This is a genomic window from Rouxiella chamberiensis (assembly GCF_026967475.1).
Lineage (GTDB): Bacteria > Pseudomonadota > Gammaproteobacteria > Enterobacterales > Enterobacteriaceae > Rouxiella > Rouxiella chamberiensis.
On sequence record NZ_CP114058.1, the window covers coordinates 1199027 to 1224899 of the forward strand.

Consider the following 25873-nt stretch of genomic DNA (forward strand, 5'->3'; position numbering starts at 1 on the left):
TATGGCTTTGGATAAAGCTCTACACCACATGTCTCCAGATTCACAGAATTTTCCTGAAACAGATGATTTGACTGATAAAGCAAGAGTTAGATTCTTAAAGCGTGAAGCAATAAATGAATTCTCAGGGACAATACTCCATGAACTTTCACCTAAAATTGGTTTGTTAAAAGAACATTTAGCTAATGAAATCCATGAATACGATAGTAGTAGTTCAAGGAAAGTCGTTGATAGCCTGCTTCGTATATTTGGTGCGATTGAAAGTCTTAGGCGCACTGCTAAGAAGCCAGAAAGCCATGAGTTTGACTTGGCACAGTTAATTAGAGATATAATCGCTGAAGAGCATAGTGAAAATATTTCATATTTATATGAGGGGATTCAGCCCTGCATAATTAAATCAGATCGTCGCATTTTGGGCTTAGCACTTGCGAATGGCATACGTAATGCCATTGAATCAATTAACGCACACGCTTTTAGTGAAAGAGATTTAACGATTTGTTGGGGAGCAAGTGATGTTGATAATTGGGTAAGCATTATCGATACTGGCACCGGATTGCTAGGTTCTCCAGAGGCTGCTTTTAAAATCGGTAATACCAATAAGGCCAATCATACAGGATTTGGTATGGCTATAATTCAGCAGGCAGTTGAGAACTTAGGTGGTTCTGTATCTCTTGCTAATATCGTTTCTGGTGGAGCTAAGTTAGATTTACGGTGGGGTAACTTTTAATGTCAAATAGAAATTTTAAATTGTTAATTGTAGAAGATGAACCTGATATATCGGATAATATTTCTAGCGTGTTTAAGCGCATATTCAATGATATAGATATTACTTTTGCTACTTGTCGTGATGAGGCATTTGAAATTCTAGAGAGTGAGAATGTTTTTTTTGACTATATTACATTGGATTTGAATTTTTCAGTAATAAAAAATGGATTTGATAAAGATCCCCAAAATGGCCTAGCAGTGCTTGCGAAATGCGTGAGCGATATCAAAGGAACACCAATCCTCATCCTGACTGGAACTAGTACAGTTGATATGATTGGGCAATTCTTATCCTCATCGGTTATTACTGACATTTGGGGTAGCGGAGTTGCAGGTCCTACAATTGAGCATTGTAGAAAGGAAAATATAAACGAGCTTTCTAAAATTGTTGAAAGTTTAAAAATAAAATTTGACAATATATATAATGTAGAACTGAATTTTGAATCTGATAACATTACTCTTCCGATTGAACATGATCGATTATTAAGGATATTTAGTAAAAAACATGGCAGCGTCATTACAAAAATAAAAGCTATAGGGGGAGGGCTATCAGCATCAAAAGTCTATGGATTAGAACTGTCAAATGAGTATGGTCATGTTTTTTGAGAGTGGTGTCTAAGTGCGGTCCAAATGAAAAAGTTAATGAGGATGAAACTAATTATCGTACTTTTATATCAAGGTTGTCACCTGGAGCAACTCCACGATACATAGATCTTATAGTTCATGGGGCAGCTTCTTATGGTGCTGTATTCTATGGGTTTGCTCACACTTATGATCATTCATTTTTCAGTGCCTCTGAAGCCGGCGTAATGAATAGTGATTTATACTTAAATACGAGAAATATACTTGATATTTGGTATGATGCTCGAGTTATGAGAAATTGTTCTATAAAAAGTATACGTCAGCAAATATTATCAGATGAAAATGCCTTTGATTTAATGAAAAAATATAATCTTAATACAGCGTTTCATTTTGAAAATCATACTGTAAATTGTTCACATTCCGTTCAGCATGGTGATTTACATGGTGAAAATATACTGATTAACACCAAAGATCAATCATCATCTCTTATTGATTATGGTGATATTGGAGAAATGGTCAGTATTTTAGATCCTCTTACATTAGAATGTAGCTTCTTATTTCATCCAGATGCAGCCAAGTATGACTGGCCCACTGATGAGAATTTAGATAATTGGCATTCAATAGAGCAGTATCTAGATGGTTGTCCTATTGCTTCTGAAATCCGATTTTGTAGAGATTGGCTTAATTCAAGGAAACGCGGTAACAGAGAGGTTAGTGCTTGCTTATATTCCTACGCCTTACGTCAATTAAAATATCCTGGGACTGATAAAAATAGAGCTTTAAGACTGATTGATGCGGCATATAGGCTTTACGTAGCATCCTAGTTAATTTATTAATTTTGATTTTTATCGCAGTGAGCTTTATTTCACAAAGCTCACTTGTTTTAGCATGTTTCTTCTATACGAAAATGAAAATTAAGTGAATAATGTTTTTACAGGTTTAATGAATATTAATAGACGTGAATTTCTAAATAATTCTTTATGCTAATATTAAAAATTCTTTACAGCTGGATTATTTGATTGATAAAATAGATGCGTTGAGTGTACAGGATGGTTAAAAAGGATATAGTAATGGATGAGTTGTGGAATGAACTTAGTGTGAAATTAAATGGATATATTACCACTTTAAAGAAAACTAACCCTAATGGTAAATACAATAATAATTTTCCAAGAAAAAATAAAATTAGCTCTACTAATGAAGCGCAAATAAATATTATTTTTGAGCAAAGTGAAAAGATTTTGAATTTGAGGGGAAACGATAATGTACTAGGTTTAAATCTCCATCAAGATGATAAAGTTGATTTGTTGAAACATTTCCTGGCTGACCTTGAGCAATTTTCCACAGAAAATGGGCTTTACTTAGGAGGAAATCAGATATTCACGTATGGTCAATCTAGGATAGCTGAGCACGCTTTGTTTCATTTGGCTGCATCTCCAGTTTTTCCCAATACATATAGAACTATAGAACAACATGCAGGTAAAGTCTTCGATGTCTATTCTATTCCATTTAAAATTAGAGTGTCACTTGAAAATAAAATAAAAAGCATTATCGGCTTTGAAAGTATTGATGTGGTGAAATTAAATGGTGATAATGTGAAATCATATGATTTTCCTTTTACATACATATTAAATGAGCTGATTTATTTGAAATGCTTAGATTTACCATGTTCTTTGGAGAATATAAAAAATATTTATCAGTGGAGTTGTAACTTCTGTCATACAGGGGAGAAGGAGCCTATATGGCTTTCACTTAAAGCGCTTGAAATTATTTCACCTCTTTTTATTTTCAAATATCAAAAAGAGTATGAAATTAGTGTCATGGAGCTATGGCATAGATATGTCTTTTCTGAGGAGTATATGTTGGGAAAGTTATCCAGATATAAAGGTTTTGTTAATCCAATTTATCATCTAAAAAAAGGTTGGTCAATTAATAAGTTGCAGAGCTGTTTAAATAAACCAATCGATGTTAAAAGAAAATATAAAAGAAAGGATGCAAAGGAAGTCCTATTTAATCTGTCTGAAACACAACTTAGCGAGGTGAGCTATTATTTTTGTGATAGGACAAGGGAGTATTACTAAATAAGGTAACTAAAATCTTAATGTCCATAAAGTAACTTAGCTAAGTTATTATTCTAGAGAGGTTAATTTCAGACTTTTATCTAGTGTTTTTGGTTGCTAAAGGATAATGGAATGTTAAATAATTATGATTTATCGCTCATAACAGGCTCATTAGTTGATTTTGAAAGGCTCATGTCAAACGAATTTTACATTGTTCTATATGCAATAGTCAGCTCTTGGCACTTTTTTTTATGAAAATCCCAAAACTCTGAAGTCCAATTTTTTTCATGGAAATCATAAAAATAAATTTTTTCACAAAAAATACTTGTAACAGTAATGATGAGGGGCAATTGCTGGTCGACGAAGTGCTGGATTATCTGGATCTTGACGCCACCAAGCGCCAGCAGGTGCAACGCTGTCTGGTCAATGATCTCAATCCGCAGGCGGTCGAGCGGGCGGTGTCCCGTCTGCGCGACAATCGCGATTTCATTCCATTGTGTGTTTCTGCGCTGGCTCGTTCCGCGCCGACTGGCTCTACGGCATCAACATGACGCGCGCCTACACGATTCTTGGACGCAACGCCGGTTACAACGGCGTGCTTTCCGTGGGGCGCGTGCAGACGCCGGTACTCGGGCTGGTGGTCCGCCGCGACGAAGAGATTGAAAACTTTGTGGCCAGAGACTTCTTCGAGGTCAAGGCGCACATCGTGACCCCCGCCGACGAGCGCTTTGTCGCCGTCTGGCAACCCAGTGAGTCCTGCGAACCTTATCAGGATGAAGAGGGGCGTCTGCTGCATCGTCCACTGGCCGATCACGTGGTGGCGCGCATCGGCGGGCAGCCTGCTGTTGTCAGCGGCTACAACGACAAACGCGAGTCTGAAACCGCGCCGCTGCCGTTCTCGCTCTCCACGCTGCAAATCGAGGGAGCCAAAGCCTTTGGTTTAAGCGCGCAGAAAATCCTCGACATCTGCCAGCGTCTGTATGAAACCCACAAGCTGATTACCTATCCACGTTCCGACAGCCGCTATCTGCCGGAGGAGCATTTCGCCGGCCGTCATTCCGTGCTTAACGCCATCGGCATCCATCAACCCTCTCTGATGCCGCAGCCAGCGCTGGATACCGATAAACGCAATCGTTGCTGGGATGACAAAAAAGTCGATGCGCACCACGCGATTATTCCGACCGCGCGCAGCAGCCGTGTCAACCTGACCGACGATGAAAGCAAGATTTACGGCCTGATTGCCCGACAATACCTGATGCAGTTTTGCGCCGACGCAGTGTTCCGTAAATGCGTGATTGATCTGGATATCGCCGGCGGTAAATTTGTCGCCAAGGCGCGTTTTCTGGCCGATGCCGGTTGGCGCACGCTGCTCGGCAGCAAAGAGCGCGACGAAGAAAACGAAGGAACGCCGTTACCCGTTGTGGCCAAGGGCGATGAACTGCTCTGCGAGCGCGGCGAAGTGGTCGAACGCCAGACCCAGCCGCCACGCCCGTTTACCGACGCCACGCTGCTTTCGGCGATGACCGGCATTGCCCGCTTCGTGCAGGACAAGGCGCTGAAAAAGATTTTGCGTGCCACGGATGGCCTAGGCACGGAGGCCACGCGCGCCGGAATTATCGAGCTGCTGTTCCGCCGTGAATTCCTCTACAAGAAAGGACGCTATATTCATTCCAGCGACACCGGAAGGGCGTTGATTCACTCGCTGCCCGACATCGCCGCGCGCCCCGATATGACCGCCGACTGGGAATCGACCCTGACGCGCATCAGCGAAAAGAACTGCCGTTATCAAGATTTTATGCAGCCATTGGTCTCGACGCTGCAAGACCTGATTGTGCAGGCCAGACAAAATCGTGTGTCTCCGGCCTTTCGCACTATCCCGTCCAAGCCCAAAGCTGCCGCGCCAAAACGTAAACGCGCGCCCGCCAAGGCCGGCAAAAGCGAGAAATAAAAAAAGCCCAAGGTGACGTTGTCACGTTGGGCTTTATTGCGCTGCCGCCTAGCAACACGAGGCGAGATACGCTTCCAAAAGGGGAACGTCGGCAGGAGCAAGGTCGTACTCGCAAGCCTGCTGCGGCGTCACCCAGACCGTTTCGCTGTGACAACGTAACGAAAGGGTGCCGGTAAAGCCGCTGACTCGCAGCGCATGCAGTTCGATAATTCTTTCACCGCGCTGCCAGCGGTGGCTGGCAATCCACTGCTCGACCTGCGCGTCGATGTTCAACTCCTCGTGCAACTCACGCTGCAAAGCCTGCGACAGCGTTTCGCCAGCCTCGACCTTGCCGCCCGGAAACTCCCATTTACCGGCAAGATCGCTACTGTTGTCACGCCGCGCCAGCAGAATATGGTCGCCGCGTTCGATAATCGCGGCGACCACATGCAACGTGTTCAAGGTGCTCACTTAAGGTCGAACTCCGCCCAGACAGGCGCGTGGTCGGAAGGTTTTTCCATCGCGCGTGTCACATAATCGATGCCGGTTGCCGTGCAGCGTGCGGCCAGCGGCGTGCTGGCCAAAACCAGATCGATGCGCAGCCCGCGATTGTCGTCAAAGCCTTTGGAACGGTAGTCAAACCATGAGAACTGATCGTTGACCTCGGGATTGGCAAACCGGAAGGTGTCGACCAGACCCCAACCTTTAAGCTTGTCCATCCATTCACGTTCTTCCGGCAGAAACGAGCATTTGCCGGTCCGCAACCAGCGCTTACGGCTGTCTTCGCCAATTCCGATATCCAGATCGGTCGGGCTGATATTGACATCGCCCATCACCACGACCGGTTTCTCGACGGAAAGCTGCTGCTGCAGATAGTCCTGCAAATCGGCGTAGAAACGCTGTTTGGCCGGGAATTTGGTCGGATGGTCGCGGCTTTCGCCCTGCGGGAAGTAGCCGTTGATCACGGTGAGCACGCCCTGCGGGGTGTCGATATCCGCCATGATGATGCGACGCTGGGCGTCTTCTTCATCGCCCGGAAAACCGCGGCGTACGTCCAGCGGCTTTTCTTTGGTCAGCAGTGCCACGCCATAGTGACCTTTCTGCCCATGATAATAGACGTGATAACCATGTTGGCTGACTTCTTCGAGCGGGAACATGTCGTCGTGGACTTTTGTTTCCTGCAAACCGATAACGTCGGGCTGATGTTGTTCGATAATTGCCGCAAGCTGATGGGGGCGAGCGCGCAATCCGTTGATATTGAAAGAGACGAACTTCATAGTCGGGAACCATTTGGCGTTGAATTCAGCCGCTGATGGTAGCAGAGTTTGTTCTGCAATGTCACGATGGGCGCGGACTGTTACGTCTGATGAACAGGCATTAGCAGGGCGTTAGCGCCTGACCCTGATGAGGAAACCGTCAGGCAGCAAATTTTCTGTCAACATTTTGTGACAGTCTCTTTTTACAGGAGGCGCGACAGGGTATTATGACCCCAAGAAATTCTGTATTCCTCGAAGAAGGTCAACACTGATGCGCCTGGAAGTTTTTTGCGAAGACCGTCTGGGTCTTGCCCGAGAGTTACTCGATTTATTGGTGCTGCGCAGTATTGATTTGCATGGGATAGAGATTGCGGCCTCCAGCCGAATCTACCTCAACTTTTCGCAGCTCGATTTTGACACCTTCCGCGCCCTGATGGCCGAAATACGCCGTATCGAAGGCGTGACCGATGTACGCACCGTGCCGTTTATGCCGTCGGAAAGAGAACATCGCGCGCTGCGTGCACTGCTGGTTTCCATGCCCGAGCCGGTGTTTTCCATCGACATGAAAGGCCGTATCGAACTGGTCAATCCGGCGGCGCTGTCGCTGTTTGATCTCGAAGAAGCCAGGGTGCGTCAGCACACGGCGGGCAGCCTGATTAGCGGTTACAACTTTACCCGCTGGCTCGAACACGACAGCGACAAACCGCATACCGACCGCGTTGTGATCCACGGGCAGGATTTCCTGATGGATCTCACGCCTATTCAACTGGACGATGAGAACCGCGCCAGCGAAGTCGTGGGTGCCGTGGTGATGCTGAAATCGGCCGCCAGAATGGGACGTCAGCTTCAGGATTTGACCATCAACGACGAGCGCGAGTTCGACCACATCGTTGCCGTCAGCCCGAAAATGCGTCAGGTGCTGGAACAGGCGAAAAAACTGGCGATGCTCGATGCCCCGCTGCTTATCATCGGCGATACCGGCACGGGTAAAGACCTGCTGGCGCGCGCCTGCCATCTGCGCTCGGCGCGCGGCAAGAATGCCTTCCTTGGCCTGAACTGCGCCTCTTTGCCCGACGACGTGGTCGAGAGCGAGCTGTTTGGCTATGCGGCCGGCGCGTATCCCAATGCGGTTGAAGGTAAAAGGGCTTCTTCGAACAGGCCAACGGCGGTTCGGTGCTGCTCGACGAAATCGGCGAGATGTCGCCTCGCATGCAGATAAAGCTGCTGCGTTTTCTCAATGACGGCACGTTCCGCCGCGTGGGGGAAGAGCATGAGGTCAAGGTCGACGTGCGCGTCATCTGTGCCACGCAGAAGAATCTGGTAGAACTGGTGCAGCGCGGTGAATTCCGCGAAGATCTCTATTATCGTCTCAACGTGTTAACGGTGACGCTGCCGCCGCTGCGCGAACGTCCGACCGATATCATGCCGCTGGCCGAGCTGTTTGTCGCGCGCTTTGCCGATGAGCAGGGCATGTCGCGTCCGAAGCTGAATCCTCAGCTTGGCAGTTACCTTACCCACTACGGCTGGCCGGGCAACGTGCGTCAGTTGAAGAACGCCATCTATCGCGCGCTGACTCAGCTTGAGGGCAACGAGCTTCGCCCGCAGGATGTCGCGCTGCCGGACTTCGATGCGGAAGTCACCCTGGGTGAAGAGGCGCTGAACGGATCTCTGGATGATATCAGCAAGCGTTTCGAGCGGTCTGTGCTGACACGGCTGTACCGCAACTATCCGAGTACCCGCAAGCTGGCGAAACGTCTTGGGGTGTCGCATACCGCCATTGCCAACAAGTTGCGCGAATACGGATTAAGTACCCGTAAGCCGGAAGGCGGCGAGGGCGAAGAGTAGCCGTTTTGTGATCTTAAGAGTGACACATAAAAAACCCGTCCATGAGACGGGTTTTTTTATGCTCGGTCGATGCCTGACTGACTGTATCAGTTCAGGGCGGCGAGTGCGGCATCGTAGTCAGGTTCCTGGCTGATTTCGCTGACCAGTTCGCTGTAGAGAACGTTGTCCTGGTTCGTCCAGAACGACCACGGCGCGTGAGGTCAATCCCGCCAGCGGACCGTCGGTGATGGCAACGCCATAAGTAGATTTGAAATCATCGCCGCGCAGCGTGGAAAGGGTCACGACGTTTTCCAACCCCTCTGCACCGCAGAAACGCGACTGAGCAAACGGCAGGTCGGAGGAGATGCACAGTACCACGGTGTTTTCGAGTTCGGCGGCCGCTTTGTTGAAGGTGCGAACGGAAGCGGCACATACGCCGGTGTCTACGCTTGGGAAAATATTCAGGACTTTGCGTTTCCCGGAGAAGCTGCTCAAGGCAACGTCAGAGAGATCTTTGGCGACCAGTGTGAAAGGTTTGGCAACGTCACCCTTTTGCGGCAGTTGGCCGGCAACGCTGACGGGATTACCTTGAAGATGTACGGTCTGAGTCATGATTTTTCCTTTATGCTCAATGGCAAGAGTAAAAACCAGTTTTACAAATTAACCCTCTAAATTCAAATTTGTTTATTAGAAGTCACTTTTTGTTCTTATCGTTGTGTTCAGGATAAAAAAAAGCCCGCCCTGAAAACAGGACGGGCTTCGCGTGCGAGGCCTGGGAGGTTACTTGACCTGCATGCCCGGCTGTGCGCCGCTGTCCGGGCTTAGCAGGAAGATATCCTTACCGCCGGGACCCGCCGCCATGACCATGCCCTGCGACACGCCGAAACGCATTTTACGCGGCGCGAGGTTGGCGACCATGATGGTCAGACGGCCTTCCAGCAGTTTAGGATCCGGATAGGCAGAGCGAATGCCGGAGAAGATCTGGCGCTTCTCTCCACCTAAATCCAGCTTCAGGCACAGCAGTTTGTCGGAACCTTCCACGAAGTCGGCGCTTTCAATCAGGGCAATACGCATATCGACCTTGGCGAAATCATCAAACGTGATGGTTTCCTGAATCGGGTCGTCGGCCAGTGGACCGGTTACCGCAGGCTGCGTGGCGGCAATATCTTCCTTCGAGGCATCAACCATTGCCGTCACTTTATCCATTTCGATACGGGTAAACAGCGCCTTGAACGGGCTGACTTTGTGGTTCAGCAGCGGTTGCGCGATGGCATCCCACGTCAGTTCGGTGTTGAGGAAGGCCTCGGTGCGCTCGGCAAGCGAAGGCAGAACCGGTTTGAGGTAGGTCATCAACACGCGGAACAGATTGATACCCATCGAGCAGATAGCCTGCAGGTCGGCGTCGCGGCCTTCCTCTTTTGCCACCACCCACGGAGCCTGTTCGTCAACGTAGCGGTTGGCAAGGTCGGCCAGCGCCATGATTTCACGGATTGCACGGCCCGACTCGCGGCTGGCAAAGGCTTCGGCGATGCTGGCCGCCGCGTCGGTAAAGGTCTTGTACAGGGCTTCGTCTGCCAGTTTGTCGGACAGTACGCCATCGAAACGCTTGTTGATGAAACCGGCATTACGCGACGCCAGATTCACCACTTTATTGACGATATCGGCATTCACGCGCTGCACGAAGTCTTCGAGGTTAAGGTCGATGTCGTCGATACGTGAGGAGAGCTTGGCGGCGTAGTAGTAGCGCAGACAGTCGGCATCCAGGTGTTTCAGGTAGGTGCTGGCCTTGATAAAGGTACCGCGCGACTTGGACATCTTCGCGCCGTTCACCGTGACATAACCGTGCACGAACAGGTTGGTCGGCTTGCGGAAGTTGCTGCCTTCCAGCATCGCCGGCCAGAACAGGCTGTGGAAATAGACGATGTCCTTGCCGATGAAGTGATAGAGCTCGGTCGTTGAGTCTTTCTTCCAGAATTCGTCGAAGTCCAGATCGGGGCGACGATCGCACAGGTTCTTGAAGGAACCCATGTAGCCGATTGGCGCGTCCAGCCAGACGTAGAAGTATTTGCCCGGGGCATCGGGGATTTCAAAACCGAAATAAGGCGCGTCGCGGCTGATGTCCCACTGTTGCAGACCCGATTCGAACCACTCCTGCATCTTGTTGGCGACCTGCTCCTGCAACGCACCGGAGCGTGTCCACGCCTGAAGCATGGCGCTGAATTCCGGCAGGTCGAAGAAGAAGTGTTCGGAGTCGCGCAGTTCTGGCGTCGCGCCCGACACGGCGGATTTCGGATCGATAAGCTCGGTCGGGCTGTAGGTAGACCCGCACACTTCGCAGTTATCGCCATACTGGTCCGGTGACTTGCACTTCGGACAGGTGCCCTTCACGAAACGATCGGGCAGGAACATGCCTTTCTCGGGATCGTAAAGCTGGGAAATGGTGCGGTTCTTGATGAAGCCATTTTCTTTCAGGCGGCTGTAAATCAGGGTCGACAACTCGCGGTTCTCTTCGCTGTGCGTAGAGTGATAGTTGTCGTAGCTGATGCCGAAACCGGCGAAATCTTTCTGATGCTCCTGGCTCATCTCCTCAATCATTTGCTCCGGCGCAATGCCCATCTGCTGAGCTTTCAGCATGATCGGGGTGCCGTGCGCATCGTCGGCGCAGATGAAGTGAGTTTGGTTGCCGCGCATTCGCTGGTAACGGACCCAGATATCTGCCTGGATGTGCTCGAGCATGTGTCCGAGGTGAATTGAACCGTTAGCATAAGGAAGTGCACAGGTTACCAAAATTTTTTCGCGACTTGAGCCATAGTTAGAGCGTGCTTTCTTTTTGAGTATTGGGCCCATGATGTTAACTCACTGCGCGGCCCTACGTAAACCTAGAGCCTTTCTGTTATGCTATTTTTATAACAGTGAGATAGCAGAATGTTCGGATGATTCTGCCCAGTAAATCCTGCTGACCAACAAAAAACCAAATAGAGATTTCAAGGAGCCGGGATGACATCACAATCCCCCCAGAACGCAACGCCCGCCGAACTGCACGCCGCTGTCAACGTGGTGCTGGCGACTTTTACCCATCCTACCCTGCAAAAAAGCCTGACGGCGCTGAAGGCGCTGCACCAGTGTGTGGTGCTGGACAACGTGCTGCACATCGAGTTGACGCTGCCCTTTGCCTGGAAGTCTGGCTTTGAACAACTCAAGTTGCTGACCACCTCCGAACTGCTGCGCGTGACCGGCACCCGGTCCGTGGAGTGGCGATTGTCCCATGATATCGTCACGCTGCGCCGTGCCAACGATAAACCGGGTATCAAGGGCGTGCGCAATATTCTGGCGATAAGCTCGGGCAAGGGCGGTGTGGGCAAATCGACGACTGCCGTCAATCTGGCGCTGGCGCTGGCGGCCGAAGGGGCGAAGGTCGGCCTGCTGGATGCCGATATCTATGGCCCGTCTGTACCGAATATGCTCGGCACGGAAGAGGAACGCCCGACTTCTCCCGATGGTCAGCATATGGCGCCGATTATGGCGCATGGACTTGCGACCAACTCGATAGGCTACTTGGTCACAGATGAAAATGCGATGGTATGGCGCGGCCCGATGGCGAGCAAGGCGCTGTTGCAGATGTTGCAGGACACGCTGTGGCCGGACCTCGACTACCTTATTCTGGATATGCCGCCGGGCACGGGCGACATTCAACTGACGCTGGCGCAAAGTGTGCCGGTGACCGGCGCGCTGGTCGTGACCACGCCGCAGGACATCGCGCTGCTCGATGCAATGAAGGGCATCGTCATGTTTGAAAAGGTCAAGGTGCCGGTGCTGGGTATTATCGAGAACATGAGCATGCACATCTGCTCGCAGTGCGGTCATCACGAGGCGATTTTCGGCACCGGCGGGGCGCAGAAGCTGGCCGAGAAATACCGCTGCGAACTGCTGGCGCAAATGCCGCTGCATATCTCGCTGCGTGAAGACCTCGACCGCGGTGAACCGACGGTTGTTGCCAATCCCGACAGCGAATTTACGGCAATCTATCGCCAGCTTGCCGCCAGGGTCGCCGCGCAGCTGTACTGGAAAGGCGATGCCATCCCGACGGAAATCGCTTTCCGCGCCGTCTAAACGCCCTTTTTTGGCGATTAATTTAAGCCAGCCAGCCGCTTAGTGGCTTTAAGGCTGGCTTCATCCATCACATATACCTATAATTGGCGCGATCAAAGCGCCATCTGGCTGCTTGCCCTTCAAACCTCCAAATCAGGTCGTTAATTTTATGTCTGACAAGTTCCATCAGTGTGTCATCGTAGGTATCGCTGGCGCATCTGCCTCTGGAAAAAGCCTTATTGCCAGTACCTTGTATCGTGAGTTGCGCGATCAGGTCGGTGACGAACATATCGGTGTAATCCCGGAAGATTGCTACTATCGGGATCAGAGTCATCTGACCATGGAAGAGCGGATTAAGACCAACTATGACCATCCGAACGCGATGGATCACAATCTGCTGTTCCAGCATCTGCAGGCGATGAAAGCAGGACAAGCCATCGAACTGCCGAGCTACAGCTTTATCGAGCACACTCGCCTTAACGAGACCGTAACCTTAGCGCCGAAAAAAGTCATTATTCTTGAAGGGATCCTGCTGCTGACCGATGTCCGTCTGCGTCAGGAAATGAATTTCTCGATCTTTGTCGATACTCCGCTGGATATCTGTCTGATGCGCCGCATGAAGCGCGACGTCAACGAGCGCGGCCGTTCCATGGATTCCGTTATGGCGCAGTATCAGAAGACCGGTTCGTCCGATGTTCCTGCAGTTCATCGAACCTTCCAAACAGTATGCCGATATCATCGTGCCACGCGGCGGCAAAAACCGCATCGCCATCGATATCCTTAAGGCAAAAATCAGCCAGTTCTTTGAATAGTAAGTATATTTACTCTATTCTTTTGAATTATCCAAATAGCTATTCACTAGCACTCTGGTAGTTGGCGTAGTTTCAGGGCGGCAAGACGTCATTATGCGATGCGCTGACCTTGTCAGCGAGTCGAAGGGCGCATCAAGGCCAGCGTCGTGACACCGCCAACTCCCGGAAGGAAAAGGAAAACACCATGAGATTATGTGACAGGGATATAGAAGCGTGGCTGGACGACGGCCGCCTCAGCATCGAACCACGGCCGCCCGTCGAGCGTATCAACGGCGCGACCATTGATGTGCGTCTTGGCAACGGCTTTCGGGTATTTCTGGGCCACAACGCGGGTTACATCGACCTGAGCGGCCCGAAACACGAAGTGGGCGCCGCGCTCGACCGCGTCATGAGCGACGAAATCGTTCTGCCCGAAGGCGAGGCATTCTTCCTGCATCCGGGCGAGCTGGCGCTGGCCGTTACGCTCGAGTCTGTCACCCTGCCAAACGATCTGGTGGGCTGGCTCGACGGTCGTTCATCGCTGGCGCGTCTTGGCCTGATGGTTCACGTGACCGCACACCGTATCGATCCGGGCTGGCAGGGCCGCATTGTGCTTGAATTCTATAATTCAGGTAAGCTGCCGTTGGCCTTGCGTCCGGGTATGTTGATTGGCGCGTTGAGCTTCGAGCCGCTTTCAGGCCCGGCGGCACGCCCGTACAACAGTCGGCAGGATGCCAAATATCGCGATCAGCAGAGTGCGGTGGCCAGCCGTATAGATAAAGACTGATACGTTCTGGCAGGATGCGAGAGCAGGCAAACTACAAGAGGATGGCATGAAGAGATTAGTGACAACGTTGGTTATTTTGCTGGTGGTAGTTATTGCCGGTATGACCTCGCTGGTTTTTTGATCAACCCGAATGACTTTCGTAACTACATGGTCAATCGCGTTGAACAGAGAAGCGGTTACAAATTGGCAATCGACGGCGATCTTCGCTGGCATGTCTGGCCCCAGCTGAGCATTTTGGCGGGGCAAACCTCTCTGACGGCACCGGGCGCGAAAGACCCGGTGGTCAGCGCAGAGAACATGCGTCTCGACGTCCGCCTTCTGCCTTTGCTCTCACATAAGCTTTCAGTCAAGCAGGTGATGCTGAAAAGCGCCGTCATCCGCCTGACGCCAGACAGCGAAGCCAATGAACCCGATGCCCCGATTGCTCCGGCCAGTTCCGGCAGTCAGCCGTCGGACGATGCCGAACAGGGGTGGAAATTCGATATCGGCCGCCTGAGCGTGGTCGACAGTCTGCTTATCTGGCAGCGCGGTGACAGTTACCCGGTCAATGTGCGTGATATCAATTTGCAGATGGATCAAAACGATCATCAGCAGGCAACGGTTCAGCTTTCGAGCCGCATCAACCGTGATCAACGCGACCTGTCGCTGAGTCTCAATGCCACCCTCGACATGCAGAACTATCCGCGACAGTACGCGGCCAACATCTCCACTCTGACCTATAAACTCAGCGGGGCCGATGTGCCGCCCAACGGGATTAGCGGGCAGGGCAGCCTACAGGCGAAATATCTGCAAAACAGCAATACGCTGACGCTGAACAAACTGGCGCTGACGGCCAACCAGAATCAACTCACCGGCAGCGGGCAGGCTATCCTGGACGATGTGCCGACCTATCAGTTGAGCCTGCAATCCGACAAGATGGATCTCGACGCCATTTCCGGCTGGCAGGCCAGCGGCACCGACAGTACGGTGCAGAAGGGACAGGCTGTCACCTCGGCACCGGTTATCGCTCACGATATGGACAGCCAGCAAAACAGCCTGTCACTGCTCAATGGTTTTAATGCGCAACTTGCCCTCAAGGCTATTGATCTCACTTATCGCGGTTTGAAAATCCAGAACCTCGACCTGCAGGCGGTGAACCGTGAAGGCAATGTCCGTCTTTCTACGCTGACCGGCAGTCTCGGGCAGGGCACGTTCTCGTTGCCGGGTACGCTAAATGCCACTGGAAAACGTCTGGTGGTGAACTTTACCCCTGACATCAAGAACATCGAACTCAGCGATTTGCTGCGGGCCTACAATCTGCCCAAAGCCATGTCGGGCAGTTTCAGCATGCAGGGTAATTTGAGCGGCAACGGCCTCTCGATGAACGATTTCAACAGCAACTGGCAGGGCGACGCGCAAATGTCGATGGCCGATGCGCATCTCAACGGATTGAATATCCAGCAGCTTATCCAGCAGGCGGTCACCCGCAACAGCAATCGGGTTCAGGGAATGGAACGTTATAATACCTACTCCAACATCCGCCAGTTGAGCGCGCATGGCGCTCTGCGTAGTGGAGTGCTGGACTTGAACAATCTGGCGGCAGAGTCGGATATGATCAACGCCAAGGGCGCAGGGCAGGTGAATTTCCCGGGTGAACAGGTCGACATGAACCTGCTGGTGAGAGTGACCGGCGGCTGGCAGGGCGACAATGCGCTGATTGCCACGCTGCAAAAAACCGATATTCCGCTGCGCGTCTTCGGCCCCTGGAAGAAGCTCAACTACGAGCTGAAAGCCGATCAGGTCCTGCGCCAGCAACTGCAAAAAGATGCTCGCAGCGCTATTCAGAACTGGATAGACAAGAATGCGGACAACAAGCAGCTGCAAGACGGCAAATCGCTGTTAAAGAGATAATCGACGAACAAGCCTATCGTGTTTTGTCCGGGATGGCACAGTCTGTCCCGGGCAAAACAAGCCAGCTATCGCTGATAGCGCCTTCCTGCCAGAACACTTCACTCTGATTCGAAAATCCCCCTGTCTAGGTTGCCAGACGGACTGCATCAACGCGCTGCATCGCTTTGCCAAAACAGCAGGCGAGCCGAGACTTCGGCCGCCTGCAAATTTTAGACTTCGTAATCGGGTTCGAGGGTCTTGAGCGGGGTGATTTTTACCTTGAGTATGCGGTGGCTGTTCACCTCGAGCGGTTCAAAGAGGTAGTTGTCGATGTGCAGCTGCGTGCCTTCCTGCGGAATATTTTGGGCGTACTCCATCAACAGACCGGCGATAGTGTGGTATTCGCGTTTTTCATCGATGGGCAGCGGAATATACATCACCAGATCGTCGAGCGGCATGTAGCCGTTGGCAATCCAGCTGCCGTCTTCCAGTTGCACAATGTCATGCCGCGCGTCCAGCGTCGCGGAAGATTCCGGCATACTGCCGGCGATGGTTTCCATGACATCCGTCAGCGTAACGATGCCTTCCACCGATCCAAACTCGTCGACCACAAAGGCGAAATGCGTCTTGGCCTGCTTGAACTGCTCCAGAGCCGCCAGCAGAGAGAGCTGCTCCGGAAAGATGAGCGGCTGTTTGACGATAGCCTTGAGATTCAATTTATTGTGCAGCAACTGCTGGCGGAGCAGATCCACGACATGGATAACCCCGAGTGGCGAGTCGGTCGAACTGTTTTCGGTAACCAGCATGCGCGTGTGGCTGTTTTCGGCAATCCGATGCGTCAGCACGTCAAGCGGTTCGCTCAGCTCAAGGTTGTCGACGTCGTGGCGCGAGGTCATGACGCTGCTCACCGAACGTTGCGCCAACCCCAATACCCGCTCAATCATATGCCGTTCCTGCTGATTGAAGATGGCATCTTCTTCCTTGGCGATATCGGCAATCATGTTCGATGAATGGGCGTCCAGCTCGGCATCGTCATGCTTGCCGCGCAGCACGCGCAAGACCGTTTCGGCGGTGCGCTCGCGCAGGAACGGCGGGAAGACAGAAAACGGCGGCGGTTGAACTGCGCCCACTGGTTCAGCATCTCGATGATGACCGAGAAGCCAATCGCGGCATAAAGATAGCCTTTCGGAATATGATAACCAAAGCCTTCGGCTACCAGACTGAAACCTATCATCAGCAGGAAGCTTAAACAGAGAATAACGATGGTCGGGTGGTCATTGACGAATCGGGTTAGCGGACGACTGGCGAGCAGCATCAAGCCGATGGCAATACACACGGCGGCCATCATGACGGGCAGGTGGTCGACCATGCCGACCGCAGTGATCACCGAGTCGAGAGAGAAGACGGCGTCGAGCACCACTATCTGCGCCACAACGGGCCAGAAGCGCGCGCGGCTTCCCTGCTGACCATTGTCTTCGTCTTTACCTTCAAGCCTTTCGTTGAGTTCCGTGGTGGCCTTGAACAACAGAAAGAGGCCCCCGGTCAACATAATCAGGTCGCGTGCGCTGAAGCCGTGCGAAAAGAGAGTGACGAGAGGGCGCGTCAACGTTGAAAGCCACGAGATGGAGGCCAGCAGCAGCAGGCGCATCACCAGAGCCAGCAACAGACCGGTCACACGGGCGCGTTCACGCTGACTTCTGGGCAGTTTATCGGCAAGAATAGCGATAAAAATCAGGTTATCGATGCCCAGAACGATTTCGAGCACTACCAGGGTAGCCAGCCCGGCCCAGATTGACGGATCGGCGATCCATTCCATAATGCGTTTTAACCTTGAATGCGCGGCGAAGTCCGCTCAGTGAATAATGGCCGCTGCACCGGTAAAATTCAAATTTAAAATCAGTAGGCTAGCGTGTTAAGGGCAAGACTCGGCGGTGTATAAAAAATAGAGCGCTTTTGTTCAAAAACGCACCGATTAGTAGGTAACAATCTTAAATTGAAGGGTTTAAGTTACTGTCTTGCTTAAGATGCTGCTATCTTACTAAACGAAACCATTATGTTAATAAGAATTGAAAGTACAGTTATTAAGCAGCAGTAAGCCAACATCTTTATGCAGAAAGGGACCTGGCATTTCGGCCCTGTTCAAACCAAGACGAAGGTCTATACTTTGCTTAAGTGATTAGGGCGTGGTAACAATTCCTTAAGTTAATTCGGTGCAATGCCTTGTTGTCCAGACGCATTGTTGCTGGCTGAAATTTTATCTCACGGTGTTGAGGAGTATCTCTTACAATGTTAAAAGCTGTTATCCCTGTAGCTGGCCTGGGTACCCGTATGTTGCCTGCAACAAAAGCAATTCCGAAAGAAATGCTGCCGATTGTTGACAAGCCACTGATCCAGTACATCGTGAACGAATGTGCTGCCGCCGGCATTAAAGAAATCATTCTGGTGACCCACTCTTCCAAGAATGCCATCGAAAACCACTTTGATACCTCCTTTGAACTTGAAAGCATGCTGGAATCCCGCGTCAAGCGCCAGTTGCTCGAAGAGATCCAGTCTATCTGCCCGAAAGGCGTAACCATCATGAACGTGCGTCAGGGCCAGTCCAAAGGTCTGGGTCACGCGGTTCTGTGCGCTCGTCCGCTGATTGGTGATGCACCTTTCGCCGTTATCCTGCCTGATGTGCTGATGGACGAAGTTTCCTGCGATCTGCGCAAGGACAACCTGGCCGCGATGCTGCGCCGTTTCGAAGAAACCGGCAACAGTCAGGTTATGGTAGAAGAAGTGCCGGAAGAAGATGTCTCCAAATACGGTGTGGTCGACTGTAACGGCGTTGAAGGCGAACCGGGTAAAAGCATCCCGATGAAAGCCATCGTCGAGAAGCCGGATCGTAAAGACGCGCCTTCCAACCTGGCCGTAGTTGGCCGCTATGTCTTCAACGAAGATATCTGGCCTCTGCTGGCGGTAACTCCTTACGGCGCGGGCAACGAGATCCAGCTGACCGATGCCATCGCGTTGCTGATGAAAAAAGAAACCGTTGAAGCCTTCACCATGACCGGTCGTTCACACGACTGCGGTGACAAGCTGGGCTACATGAAAGCTTTCGTCGAGTACGGCATTCGTCACAAAGGGACCGGCGCGGCATTCAAAGAGTGGCTTGAAGAATTTACCGCTAAATAAGTTCGCTGTTTTGTCGAATCATGGAAAGCTCTCTTCACTGGGCTTTCCTTTTTTCATTTATAAGACGTGTGAATTGACCATTTTTAATGCGATGACGGTCGAACGTTCGACCTCGCGCTGGGTCCTGAACCACGTAAAAATCGAGCGCCCTGACTTTCTAGAGGAACCGAGAGCGTTCTTGAAGAAAATCAACAAAGGTAGTGGTAATATACGGGCTTCATTGTTATCAGTGGTGAGGTAACAGTTATTAATTACCTGATATTCATTGATTTATCGGGTTGCCCTCGGGCCGGAAATTCGCAGCCGTCACTACAGCATTCAACGACAATTTTTTGGTACTTTGGTTGCTACACGCCAAGGGCGGTAGCATGCCAATTGCATACGAAATTATTCAACTTTCCGTTAGTCGCTATATTTGAAAATTTAGCAATTCTGTAAGGATTAAAAAAATGATACTACCGGTCATTATGGCGGGCGGCACTGGGAGTCGTTTATGGCCAATGTCGCGTGAGATGTACCCTAAGCAATTTCTGAGATTGCACAGCAAGAATTCAATGCTGCAGGAAACCCTGTTGCGTTTGAATGACTTGAGTGTGAGTGAGCCGGTAGTTATCTGTAATGAAGAGCATCGCTTTTTAGTCGCGGAGCAGTTGCGCGAAATCAATAAGCTCTCCAACAATATTATTCTTGAACCGATGGGCCGCAACACCGCGCCCGCCATCGCGCTTGCCGCAATCAACGCGGTGAAAGACGGCAACGATCCCGTGATGCTGGTTCTGGCCGCCGATCACGTTATCAATAACGTTGACGCCTTCCACGTTGCCATCGAAAAAGCCATTCCTTTCGCCGAAGCGGATCGTCTGGTGACCTTTGGTATCGTTCCTACGGGTCCGGAAACCGGCTACGGCTATATTCAGCGCGGCGAGTTGATTGGCGAAAATAACGAAGGCTATAAAGTTAAATGCTTCGTGGAAAAGCCAAATAAACCGACGGCCGAAAGTTATATCGAAACCGGCGACTACTATTGGAATAGCGGAATGTTTATGTTCCGCGCGAAACGTTATTTGCAGGAACTGAAAAAATTCCGTCCAGATATTCTGGAAGCCTGTGAATTGGCGCTTTCGCAAACCAATGTAAACTCTGATTTTATTTCCGTCGATAAAGAAACCTTTGCCAATTGCCCGGATGAGTCGATTGATTATGCGGTCATGGAAAAAACCCATGACGCCATGGTGGTACCTCTGTCGGCAGAGTGGAGCGACGTCGGGTCATGGTCGGCACTGTGGGAAGTAAACAGCAAAGACGACGCGGCCAATGCGCTTACCGGCGACGTCTTCCTGCACAACACCAACAATTGCTACATCAACACCGATGAAAAACTGGTCGCTGCCATTGGTGTCGATAATCTGGTCATCGTCAACACCAAAGACGCCGTGCTGGTCATTGATAAATCTCAAGTCCAGGACGTAAAACGCGTTGTAGAATTCCTTAAAGAGAACGAGCGTAGCGAATATCGTCACCACCGCGACATTTACCGTCCGTGGGGCCGCTGTGATGCCGTGGTCGCCGAAGACCGCTTCAACGTTAACCGCATTACGGTGATCCCGGGCGGCAGTTTCTCTCTGCAAATGCACCATCATCGCGCGGAGCACTGGATTATTCTCGCCGGAACGGCGAAGGTCACCATCGGTGAAAAAACCTTCCTGCTGACGGAAAACCAGTCCACCTTTATTCCGATCGGGTCATTACACAAGTTGGAAAACCCCGGCAAGATCCCGCTTGAGCTACTCGAAATCAGCTCGGGTTCCTATTTGGGTGCCGATGACGTAGTGCGTATCCAGGATCAGTACGGTCGCTATAATATCCAGCCGTAATCAAGATTATGAGGCAAGAATGAGTACACTGAGTTGTTTCAAAGCTTATGACATTCGCGGAAAACTGGGCGAAGAGTTAAATACCGATATTGCCTACCGTATTGGCCGTGCATTCGGTGAATACCTCAAACCCGAAAAAGTGGTATTGGGCGGCGATGTCAGGCTGACCAGCGAAGAACTGAAACTGGCCCTGGCCAACGGCCTGATGGACGCGGGCACCGATGTGTACGACATTGGCGTGAGCGGCACCGAAGAGGTCTATTTCGCGACTTTCCATCTGGATATGGACGGCGGCATCGAAGTGACTGCAAGCCATAACCCGATGAACTACAACGGCATGAAGCTGGTGCGCAAGAATTCGCAGCCTATCAGCGGCGACACCGGCCTGCTGGATATCAAAAAACTGGCCGAGCAGAATACCTTTGCCGCAGTCGATGACGCCAAACGGGGCGCGTATCAGAAAATCGATATTCTCGAGCACTATGTGGATCACCTGCTGAGCTATATCGATGCCGCAGCCCTGAAGCCGATGAAACTGGTTATCAACTCGGGTAACGGCGCAGCAGGTCACGTCATTGACGAGATAGAGCGTCGTTTCAAACGCGACAACGTGCCCGTGACCTTTATCAAGGTCCACAACGAGCCAAACGGCAATTTCCCCAATGGGATCCCTAATCCATTACTGCCGGAATGCCGTGCCGATACCGCCGATGCAGTCAAAGCGCACAAAGCGGATATGGGCATTGCCTTTGACGGTGATTTCGACCGCTGCTTCTTCTTCGATGCCGACGGCGAATTCATCGAAGGCTACTATATTGTCGGCCTGCTGGGTCAGGCGTTCCTCGAAAAGAATCCGGGCCAAAAGATTATTCACGACCCGCGCCTGACCTGGAACACGCAAGATATTGTGACCCAGTCCGGCGGCGTGCCAATTATGTCGAAAACCGGCCATGCGTTTATCAAAGAGCGTATGCGTCTGGAAGATGCCATTTATGGCGGCGAGATGAGTGCGCACCACTATTTCCGTGATTTTGCCTATTGCGACAGCGGCATGATCCCGTGGTTGCTGGTGGCCGAGCTCGTTTCCGTGAAAGGCCATTCTCTTAGCAGCATGGTAAAAGACCGCATGGCGGCCTTCCCGGCGTCGGGCGAGATTAACCGTAAAGTCGTCGGGGCCGCAGAAGTCATCGGTCAAATCCGCGCCGTATACGAGAAAGATGCGGTAAATGTGGATTTCACCGACGGCATCAGTATTGAATATGCTGACTGGCGCTTCAACCTTCGCTCGTCGAATACCGAAACCCGTGGTTCGTTTAAACGTCGAATCTAAAGAGGACATTGCGCTAATGAAACAGAAAACGGCGGAAATCCTGCAGTTATTGGGTGGTGAGGCGCTGTGAAAGATTTGTTATTAGCTATCTATCGCTATCGTGGTTTTATTATCAGCAGTGTAAAGCGAGACTTTCAGTCTCGCTACCAGACAAGCATGCTGGGCGCTCTGTGGCTGGTGCTTCAACCTCTCGCCATGATTCTGGTTTATACGCTGGTATTTTCGCAGGTCATGCAGGCAAAAATGCCGGGTGAAATCGGTCCCTTCGCCTACAGTATCTACCTGTGTTCCGGCGTACTGACCTGGACTCTGTTTACCGAGATTATCGATAAAAGCCAGAATGTTTTTATTGCCAACTCCAACCTGATTAAAAAGCTGAATTTCCCGAAAATCTGCCTGCCGATTATCGTGGTACTTTCGGCGGTCATGAACTTCCTGATTATATTCAGCCTGTTCGTTATTTTCCTGCTGATTAGCGGCAGTTTCCCCGGCACCTTATTCCTGGCCATTATTCCGCTGCTGTTTATTCAGTTGCTGTTCTCGGTCGGACTTGGGATGATTTTCGGCGTCATGAATGTCTTCTTCCGCGACGTCGGTCAGTTTGTCAGCGTGTTATTGCAGTTCTGGTTCTGGTTTACCCCTGTCGTTTATGTTCTCAGCGCCTTGCCAAGCTGGGCACACAACGTACTTATGTATAATCCGATGGCGCGTTTAATGGCGGCCTATCAGTCTATCTTCGCCTATCAGAAGATGCCGGACTGGGTATCTTTATGGCCGGTGCTGTTGTTGGGGATTATCTTTTGTGCGTTAGGAATGCGCCTGTTCAGGAAGCATTCTGCAGACATGGTGGATGAATTATAATGAGCTATATTTCTGTTGATAAAGTAGGCAAGGCCTACAAACAGTATCCCTCTAAATCTGCCCGTCTGGTCGAGTGGTTGTCGCCTACCAAGAAACAGCATCACAAACTCAAATGGATCCTTAACGATATTTCGTTTGTGGTGAAGCCCGGTGAGGCGGTCGGTATTATCGGAATCAACGGCGCAGGGAAAAGTACGCTGCTTAAACTGATTACCGGGACGGCAAAACCGACTACGGGCGAAATCCGCCTTGAAGGCCGCGTGGCGGCGATGCTCGAGTTGGGAATGGGTTTCCACCCGGACTTTACCGGCAGACAGAATGCGTATATGTCCGGTCAGCTACTGGGTATGACGTCTCAGCAGATCACCGACCTGATGCCCGAAATCGAAGAGTTTGCCGAAATCGGCGACTATATCGACGAGCCGGTGCGCGTTTATTCCAGCGGCATGCAGGTGCGTCTTGCCTTCAGTATTGCTACAGCTATTCGTCCGGATATTCTGATTGTTGACGAAGCCCTCTCGGTCGGCGATGCCTATTTCCAGCACAAGAGTTTTGCCCGTATTCGCGAATTCCGCGAGCAGGGTACGACCCTGTTGCTGGTGTCTCACGACAAAACCGCCATACAGTCCATTTGCGATCGCGCCATTTTGTTGAATAAGGGACGCATCGAGAAGCAGGGTAATCCGGAAGAAATTATGGATTACTACAATGCTATGCTGGCCGAAAAATCCGGCAACCCTGTAACGATTCGCCAGGAGCAGACCGAAAGCGGTCAGGTTCAGACCATTTCCGGTAACGGCGATGCGACAGTCTCGGCTATTTCACTCATCAACAGCAGCGGAAAAGTGTCGGAGAATATCGGTGTCGGTGATCTTGTTACTCTGAAGATTGATGTCGATGTGCATCGACCAATCCGAGAGCTGGTACTTGGGTTCCAGATTAAAGACCGTCTCGGACAAGTGGTATTTGGCACCAACTCCTACCACATGAAAGCCATTGTCAATGATTTGCCGGCGGGCCAGAAGGTTACCTTCAACTATAAATTCCCGATGAATATCGGTGAGGGTAACTTTTCCGTGGCAACCGCGCTGCACGATCGCGACACGCACATCAACAACAACTTCGAGTGGCGGGATCTGGCCCTGGTGTTCAATGTTATCAACATTGACAGGTCAACCTTTATGGGAGTGTCGTGGTTGCAAACGGAGCTAGAGTGTACTTATGAAAGATAGTTTTTATAGCGCATTTGAAAAGAAGTACCGTGGTTCCCGTGAGCAAATCGGGGCGCGGCTTGAAGCTTATATTCCAACCATCGCGCCATTGCTGGACATTTACCCGCAGGCCAGCGCACTGGATTTAGGCTGCGGTCGTGGTGAATGGCTGGAAATGGTCTCCAAAATGGGCTTCGATGCCCGCGGTGTCGACCTCGATGAAGGCATGCTGTCTTATTGCACCGAACTGAATCTCAAAGCAGAAAAAGCCGAAGCGATTGCCAGCCTCAAAGCGTTGCCGGATGAATCGATAGCCCTTATCTCGTCGTTTCATCTGGTCGAGCACATCGGATTCGAGAATGTGCGCAGTCTGATTAACGAGTCGCTGCGCGTACTGAAACCGGGTGGCCTGCTGATTCTTGAAACGCCGAAACGCTGAAAACCTGCAGGTCGGCACGCACACTTTCCATCTTGATCCCACGCACGACAAACCGATTCCGCATCAGCTTTTGGAGTTTGTGGCAGAGTATGCAGGGTTCCACCGCACCAAGATTATGCGTTTGCAGGAACCTGGGCATATCAGTCTGGAAAACGAACAGTTTTCACTCACCGACGTCTTGCTGTCTGTCAGCCCGGACTACAGCGTTGTCGCGCAGAAAGTGGCAGACGAGGCTATTCTTGCTCAGTTTGATACGCCTTTTGCAACGCGATACGGGGTGTCACTTATCGAGATGGCCAATGCCTACGATGACAGGATACAACACAAAGAGGACGCTCAGTTGGCTCGTGTACAGACCATGCAAGAAGAGATAACGGAACTGAAAACCAATCTGGATAGGGTGGAATCTTTCAGTTCGAGCGGCGTGCTGGAAGCCAAAATTCGTCTCGAATATGAAAATCAGCAACTCGCGTTGGCCAATAAAAAGCTCGAGACTGAAAAAGCCCAGCTCAAAGCGGCGCTCGAGCTTGAAAGGGATGAACTGGAAGCCGCGCTGGGTTTCAAAAACAACCAGATTAAAGCTGCGCTCGAAAGCGAAAATGAGCAGCTCAAGGCCGCGCTGGAACAGAAAACCCGCGAATACATTGACGTCAGTACCGCGCATCACCATGTCGTGTACAGCCGTTCGTGGAAGATGACCAAACCCTATCGTTTCGCAGGCCAACAGTTCAGATACGTTGCCCAGCATGGTCCGGTCAATCGCTCCAAACAGATTATCAAGCGCATCCTCGTCGCACTGAACCACAGGCTCAATCGCTATCCCGATATTAAAGCGAAGCTGGTCAAGGGTGTGAAAAAAGCCGGTCTCGAGAAAATCGCCCGACGTATTTATGTGAAGGCGCAAAGTACTCCTCATGTTGTTTCAACCGCTGAAGTCTTACAGCATCAGGATCTCGTGAATCAACTCCACGATCCTGCGTTGCTCCCGGTTGAAGTTAAAGAAATATTCTCGAAGCTTAAATAAAGATAATTTGAGGAAAGAT

General features: G+C 50.9%; 15 protein-coding genes and 7 pseudogenes. 17 read left to right on the forward strand and 5 right to left on the reverse strand.

Going from position 1 to position 25873, the window contains the following annotated elements:
• Position 1: 1 nt before the first annotated feature.
• The 5 genes and pseudogenes from O1V66_RS05785 to O1V66_RS05805 form a co-directional block, all read left to right on the forward strand.
• Entirely contained in the window at positions 2-724 is a 723-nt protein-coding gene (locus tag O1V66_RS05785; RefSeq protein WP_269128206.1) for an ATP-binding protein, read from the forward strand.
• Entirely contained in the window at positions 724-1365 is a 642-nt protein-coding gene (locus O1V66_RS05790; RefSeq protein WP_269128207.1) for a response regulator, read from the forward strand. The genes O1V66_RS05785 and O1V66_RS05790 overlap by 1 nt, the downstream gene beginning before the upstream one ends.
• 5 nt (positions 1366-1370) lie before the next feature.
• Entirely contained in the window at positions 1371-2165 is a 795-nt protein-coding gene (locus tag O1V66_RS05795) for a protein kinase family protein (RefSeq protein WP_269128208.1), read from the forward strand.
• A 246-nt stretch (positions 2166-2411) separates the two neighbouring features.
• Positions 2412-3419, forward strand: a complete 1008-nt coding sequence (locus tag O1V66_RS05800; protein WP_045048074.1) for a hypothetical protein — start codon at positions 2412-2414, stop codon at positions 3417-3419.
• 320 nt (positions 3420-3739) lie between these two features.
• Positions 3740-5346: pseudogene (locus O1V66_RS05805) on the forward strand (DNA topoisomerase III); the annotation flags it as partial.
• A 48-nt stretch (positions 5347-5394) separates the two neighbouring features.
• Here O1V66_RS05805 and O1V66_RS05810 read toward each other — a convergent pair.
• Together O1V66_RS05810 and xthA are read right to left on the reverse strand one after the other, a co-directional pair.
• Positions 5395-5787 carry a pyrimidine (deoxy)nucleoside triphosphate diphosphatase gene (locus O1V66_RS05810; protein ID WP_152623632.1) on the reverse strand — a complete coding sequence of 131 codons (393 nt, stop codon included), beginning with the start codon at positions 5785-5787 and terminating at the stop codon, positions 5395-5397.
• 5 nt (positions 5788-5792) lie between these two features.
• Positions 5793-6602, reverse strand: coding sequence for an exodeoxyribonuclease III (gene xthA / locus O1V66_RS05815; RefSeq protein ID WP_045048072.1), 810 nt, complete (start codon positions 6600-6602; stop codon positions 5793-5795).
• A 250-nt stretch (positions 6603-6852) separates the two neighbouring features.
• Here xthA and tyrR point away from each other — a divergent pair.
• Positions 6853-8426: pseudogene (gene tyrR, locus O1V66_RS05820) on the forward strand (transcriptional regulator TyrR).
• Between the two features lie 86 nt (positions 8427-8512).
• On the opposite strand, the pseudogene tpx reads toward tyrR, so the two are convergent.
• Together tpx and metG are read right to left on the reverse strand one after the other, a co-directional pair.
• A pseudogene (gene tpx, locus O1V66_RS05825) lies at positions 8513-9017 on the reverse strand (thiol peroxidase).
• 168 nt (positions 9018-9185) lie between these two features.
• Positions 9186-11252, reverse strand: coding sequence for a methionine--tRNA ligase (metG, locus tag O1V66_RS05830; protein WP_269128209.1), 2067 nt, complete (start codon positions 11250-11252; stop codon positions 9186-9188).
• A 150-nt stretch (positions 11253-11402) separates the two neighbouring features.
• Between metG and apbC the strand changes: the two genes are divergently transcribed.
• From apbC to asmA, 4 genes and pseudogenes are all read left to right on the forward strand, one after another.
• Complete coding sequence (gene apbC / locus O1V66_RS05835; RefSeq protein ID WP_045048068.1) at positions 11403-12515, forward strand: iron-sulfur cluster carrier protein ApbC; 1113 nt, start codon at positions 11403-11405, stop codon at positions 12513-12515.
• 148 nt (positions 12516-12663) lie between these two features.
• A pseudogene (gene udk, locus O1V66_RS05840) lies at positions 12664-13306 on the forward strand (uridine kinase).
• A 184-nt stretch (positions 13307-13490) separates the two neighbouring features.
• The gene (dcd, locus tag O1V66_RS05845) at positions 13491-14072 is read left to right on the forward strand and encodes a dCTP deaminase (RefSeq protein ID WP_045048066.1); all 582 of its coding nucleotides are present in this window, start codon (positions 13491-13493) and stop codon (positions 14070-14072) included.
• 46 nt (positions 14073-14118) lie between these two features.
• Positions 14119-15962 (forward strand): annotated as a pseudogene (gene asmA, locus O1V66_RS05850) (outer membrane assembly protein AsmA).
• A gap of 209 nt (positions 15963-16171) precedes the next feature.
• Here the strand turns inward: asmA and O1V66_RS05855 are convergent.
• Positions 16172-17757, reverse strand: a pseudogene (locus O1V66_RS05855) (TerC family protein).
• 470 nt (positions 17758-18227) lie between these two features.
• Here O1V66_RS05855 and galU point away from each other — a divergent pair.
• The 7 genes and pseudogenes from galU to O1V66_RS05890 all read left to right on the forward strand — a co-directional run bounded on the left by galU (position 18228) and on the right by O1V66_RS05890 (position 25854).
• Entirely contained in the window at positions 18228-19115 is an 888-nt protein-coding gene (galU, locus tag O1V66_RS05860) for a UTP--glucose-1-phosphate uridylyltransferase GalU (RefSeq protein ID WP_045048063.1), read from the forward strand.
• Positions 19116-19564: 449 nt separating this feature from the next.
• Positions 19565-20989 carry a mannose-1-phosphate guanylyltransferase/mannose-6-phosphate isomerase gene (locus O1V66_RS05865; RefSeq protein WP_045048062.1) on the forward strand — a complete coding sequence of 475 codons (1425 nt, stop codon included), beginning with the start codon at positions 19565-19567 and terminating at the stop codon, positions 20987-20989.
• Between the two features lie 19 nt (positions 20990-21008).
• A pseudogene (gene cpsG, locus O1V66_RS05870) lies at positions 21009-22389 on the forward strand (phosphomannomutase CpsG).
• On the forward strand, positions 22386-23180 hold the full coding sequence (locus tag O1V66_RS05875; protein WP_045048060.1) for an ABC transporter permease: 795 nt from the start codon (positions 22386-22388) through the stop codon (positions 23178-23180). Before cpsG ends, O1V66_RS05875 begins: the two are co-directional and overlap by 4 nt.
• A complete protein-coding gene (locus O1V66_RS05880; protein WP_045048059.1) occupies positions 23180-24412 on the forward strand; it encodes an ABC transporter ATP-binding protein in 1233 nt (410 codons plus the stop codon). Before O1V66_RS05875 ends, O1V66_RS05880 begins: the two co-directional genes overlap by 1 nt.
• Entirely contained in the window at positions 24402-24830 is a 429-nt protein-coding gene (locus O1V66_RS05885) for a class I SAM-dependent methyltransferase (protein ID WP_269128210.1), read from the forward strand. Before O1V66_RS05880 ends, O1V66_RS05885 begins: the two co-directional genes overlap by 11 nt.
• Positions 24811-25854, forward strand: a complete 1044-nt coding sequence (locus tag O1V66_RS05890; RefSeq protein WP_269128211.1) for a hypothetical protein — start codon at positions 24811-24813, stop codon at positions 25852-25854. The genes O1V66_RS05885 and O1V66_RS05890 overlap by 20 nt, the downstream gene beginning before the upstream one ends.
• Positions 25855-25873: the final 19 nt, after the last annotated feature.